At 66.4% G+C, this 3,951-nt stretch carries 4 protein-coding genes; 2 read left to right on the top strand and 2 right to left on the bottom strand.

All coding sequences use genetic code 11. The annotated features are described in order from the left end of the window. On the top strand, positions 1 to 1,282 hold a 1,282-nt coding region (locus ACFWF3_RS27225; RefSeq protein WP_379316230.1), incomplete at its 5' end, for a thioesterase domain-containing protein. A 4-nt stretch (positions 1,283 to 1,286) separates the two neighbouring features. Continuing rightward, positions 1,287 to 2,831: an acyl-CoA carboxylase subunit beta gene (locus ACFWF3_RS27220; RefSeq protein ID WP_378638019.1), complete on the top strand. Its 1,545-nt coding sequence runs from the start codon at positions 1,287 to 1,289 to the stop codon at positions 2,829 to 2,831. A 214-nt stretch (positions 2,832 to 3,045) separates the two neighbouring features. On the opposite strand, the gene ACFWF3_RS27215 is transcribed toward ACFWF3_RS27220, so the two are convergent. Both ACFWF3_RS27215 and ACFWF3_RS27210 read right to left on the bottom strand, forming a co-directional pair. Continuing rightward, positions 3,046 to 3,579 (bottom strand): hypothetical protein, encoded by a 534-nt coding sequence (locus ACFWF3_RS27215; protein ID WP_378989501.1) that lies wholly within the window; start codon positions 3,577 to 3,579, stop codon positions 3,046 to 3,048. A 170-nt stretch (positions 3,580 to 3,749) separates the two neighbouring features. Next, on the bottom strand, positions 3,750 to 3,951 hold a 202-nt coding region (locus ACFWF3_RS27210; RefSeq protein WP_379316227.1), incomplete at its 5' end, for a peptidylprolyl isomerase.

Raw genomic sequence — 3,951 nt, 5'->3', positions numbered from 1 at the left:
GGCGAAGAAGGCCGAAGCCGAGCTGTCGTCGGAAGCTGCTGCTACCGAACCGGTTTCGGATGCCGCGCCGGCCGATGTCGCTGCTCCGGTCGCTGCCGCCGACGTTGCGACTGCGGGTGAATCGGCTTCGGAGCAGACTGCTGCCGAGCCGGTGGTTGCCGACATCGACTACTTCGCCGATGCCGCCGCCGGTGACGAGGACAACGTTCCGCCACGTGACGCGGCTGAGCGCCTGGCCTACGCCACCTGGGCGGTTGTCACCGGCACTTCGCCCGGTGGTGTCTACAACACCTTGCCGATCCTCGAGGAGGACGTCGCCGAGAAGATGGCGGCCCGCCTCACCGAGCGGGTCAAGGCCGAGGTCACCGTCGATGACGTGCTCGATTGCGAGTCGATCGAACAGCTCGCCGAAATCGTGCGCAATCTGCAGGACAGTGGCGCCGACGTCGACGGTTTCGTGCGTCCGCTGCGGGCGCGTGCCGAGGGCTCGGATGCCGTGCCGGTCTTCGTGTTCCATCCGTCGGGTGGCAACACCCTCGTGTACGAGCCGCTGCTGAAGCGCCTCGCCGCGGACACCCCGATGTACGGATTCGAGCGGGTAGAAGGCGATATCGAAGCACGCGCGCGCCAGTACCTGCCCGAATTGCGCAAGCTGCAGGGCAACGGCCCGTACGTGCTGTACGGCTGGTCGCTCGGTGCGGTGCTGTCGCTGCAGGTCGCTCAGCTCCTTCGCGAAGAAGGCGCCGACGTGCGCGTTGTCGGTCTGATCGACCTGGCTCTTCCGGTCGAGGGCGAGGACAACAGCCCCGAAGAGCGGGTGCGCCGTATCCAGCGCTACCAGCAGTTCGCCAAGACCACCTATGGGGTCGAGGGCGAATTGCCCGACGAGCAACTCCAGGAACTTGCCCAGGCCAACGACGAAGAGCAATACGACATCGTCGCCAGCCTGGTGAAGCTGACCGGTGCGAAAATCCCCGGTGGTGTGCTCGAACACCAGCGCACCTCGTGGATCGAGAGCCGTCATCTCGCGAAGGCGAAGCCGACTCGGTACGACGGTGACGCCGTGCTCTACCTGGCTGATCGCTACCACGACGGCATGATCCAGCTCGAGCCGCGTTTCGCGGACCGCAAGCCCAACGGTGGTTGGGACGAGTACATTCCGAACCTCGAAGTGGTCCGCATCCCCGGCGACCACCTGCAGATTGTCGACGAACCGCGGATCGGCCAGATCGGTGCCGACCTCGCCGCCAAACTGGCCGCGATTTCCGCTAAGGGAGAATAAGTAAGTGAGCACGACCGCCGAAAAGCTTGCCGATCTACACGAGCGGCTCGAGCTCGCCAAAGAGCCCGCTGGTGAGAAGGGCATCGCGAAGCGGGCGCACAAGGGCATTCCCAGTGCCCGCGACCGGATCAACCAGCTGCTCGATCCCGGCACCTTCGTCGAGATCGGCGCGCTGGTGCGCAAGCCCGGCGACCCGACCGCCCTCTACGGTGACGGCGTCGTCGTGGGCCACGGCAAGGTCGAGGGTCGCCCGGTGGCGGTGTTCTCCCATGATCAGACCGTGTACGGCGGTTCGGTCGGTGAGGCGTTCGGTCGCAAACTGTGCGGTCTGATGCAGTACGCGTCGAAGGTCGGCATCCCGCTGGTCGGCATCAACGATTCCGGTGGCGCGCGCGTGCAGGAAGCGATCAGCTCGCTGGCCTGGTACGCCTGGATGGCGACCAATCTCGAGCCGCTGTCGGGCATGGTTCCGCTGGTGTCGGTGATCCTCGGTAACTGCGCCGGTGGCGCGGTGTACGAGCCGATCTGCACCGATGTGGTGGTCGCGACCGAGTCGGCGCACATGTTCGTCACCGGCCCGAAGATCATCAAAGAGGTCACCGGCGAGGACGTGAGCCTCGAGGAGCTCGGCGGTGCGCGCACGCAGGCCCAGTACGGCAACATCCACCACGTCGCCAAGGACGAGGAAGCGGCTTTCACCTGGGTGCGCGAGTACCTGGGGTACATGCCGAGCAGCTGCCAGGAACTGCCGCCGGTGGTGAACCCCGGTCTGGAGCCGGAGATCACCGATTCCGACCGCGAGCTGAACACGTTCATGCCGGATTCCGACAATGCCGGCTACGACATGTACGACATCCTGCTGCGCATCTTCGACGACGGTGAGTTCAAGGAGATCAGCGCCGACACCGGCCAGAACATCATCACCGGTTACGCCCGTATCGACGGCCGGACCGTCGGTGTCGTCGCCAACCAGCCGATGGCTGCGGCAGGCGCCCTCGACGCCCGCGCCTCCGACAAGGCCTCGCACTTCGTCCGCCTGTGCGACGCCTTCGAGATCCCGCTGATCTTCGTCGTCGACACCCCCGGCTTCCTGCCCGGCGTCGAACAGGAGAAGGTCGGCGTCATCAAGCGCGGCGGCCGCTTCCTGTTCTCCTATGTCGAGGCCTCGGTCCCCAAGATCACCCTGGTGGTCCGCAAGTCCTACGGCGGCGGCTACGCGGTGATGGGCTCCAAGCAGCTCGGCGCCGATATCAACCTCGCCTGGCCCACCGCCCGCATCGCCGTGATGGGCGCCGAGGGCGCCGTCAGCCTCCTGGGCGCCGCCCAGATCGCCGCCGCCCCCGAAGACCAGCGCGCCGCCATCCGCCAGAACCTGATCAACTTCTACAACGAAAACGTAGCTACCCCCTGGGTAGCCGCCGAACGAGGCTTCATCGACGCCATCATCGAACCGGCCACCACTCGCCTCGAACTCCGCCGGGCCCTGAAGCTGCTCCAGGACAAGAAGATCCAGCGCAACCCGCGCAAGCACCACGTCCTGCCGCTGTAACCAGAACCTCGAACGGGCCGCCCCGGAAGTTCTCCGAGGCGGCCCGTTCGCGCAGTCCGGATCACATTTTCCCGAGGTCGATATCCGCGGGAAAGGGAGCCGAGGCATCGACCGCTCCTGTGAACGTGTCGCCGGTCCGGTATGACCCGGTCGCCCGATCGAGAATGTAGCGGTCGGAGAACTCGCTGGACCAAGTCTGATCGCGTGCGACCCGTTACCGCCGGTAGTTCGGGTGCGGGTTGTACCCGGCGCCTGGTTGCGGTGCCTGCGATTGATTCTGAGGGTGCGGCGCGTAGGCGGGTGCGCCGTATCCGGGAGGTCCCTGCTGCCACTGGCCCTGGGCTTGCGGCGCGCCGTACGGAGCGGGTGCGCCCTGTGGCCAGTGGCCCTGCGCCTGTGGCAGCCCGTTGGGGGCGGGCGGCGGCCCGCCGACGGGCGGGTAGCCCTGGGGTGCGGTAGCGGCGCGGCGGGCCCGGCGCGACCGGAGATTGCTCCGCAGCCAGAACGCGGAGCCGATGCTCATCACGGCGCCGCCGCCGATCAGCATCCACCCGGTGCGTTTGTTCTGGGCTTCTTGCTCGCCGGCGTCACGCTCCACCGACGAGCCCTTACTGGTCGTCACGCAGGTCTGGCCCGCCGACATGGCCTTGCCGTCGCAGTCGGCACCACTGTTGAGTGTGACGATTCCGCCGAAAACGAGGAAGGCGCCGAACACTACGCCCAGCACCGAGTAAAGAAGGTCTTTCACGTATTCCCCCAAGAACTTTGATCAGTCGAGACACCGTACCCCGTGCCCCGCGACACCTTCACGATCGCATCGGCGACGACTCGACGGCCGTAATCGCAATCTGGGAGCCGATCGAAAAACGGGCCGCCACCGATGAATTCGGTGGCGGCCCGGCACGCTGCGTCGAAGAACTAGGCGACAGAAGCGGATTCGATGATGACGTCGTCGACGGGGACGTCCTGGTGGGGGCCCGCGCTGCCGGTGGTGACGGCGGCGATCTTGTCGACTACCTCGGTGCCGTCGGTGACCTTGCCGAAGACGGCGTAGCCCCAGCCCTGGCCCTGGGGGGCGGTGTGGTTGAGGAAGGCGTTGTCGGAGATGTTGATGAAGAAC

The organism is Nocardia sp. NPDC060220 (assembly GCF_042727815.1).
In the GTDB taxonomy this organism is placed as follows: domain Bacteria; phylum Actinomycetota; class Actinomycetes; order Mycobacteriales; family Mycobacteriaceae; genus Nocardia.
This window is presented reverse-complemented; position numbering and strand designations above follow the sequence as displayed.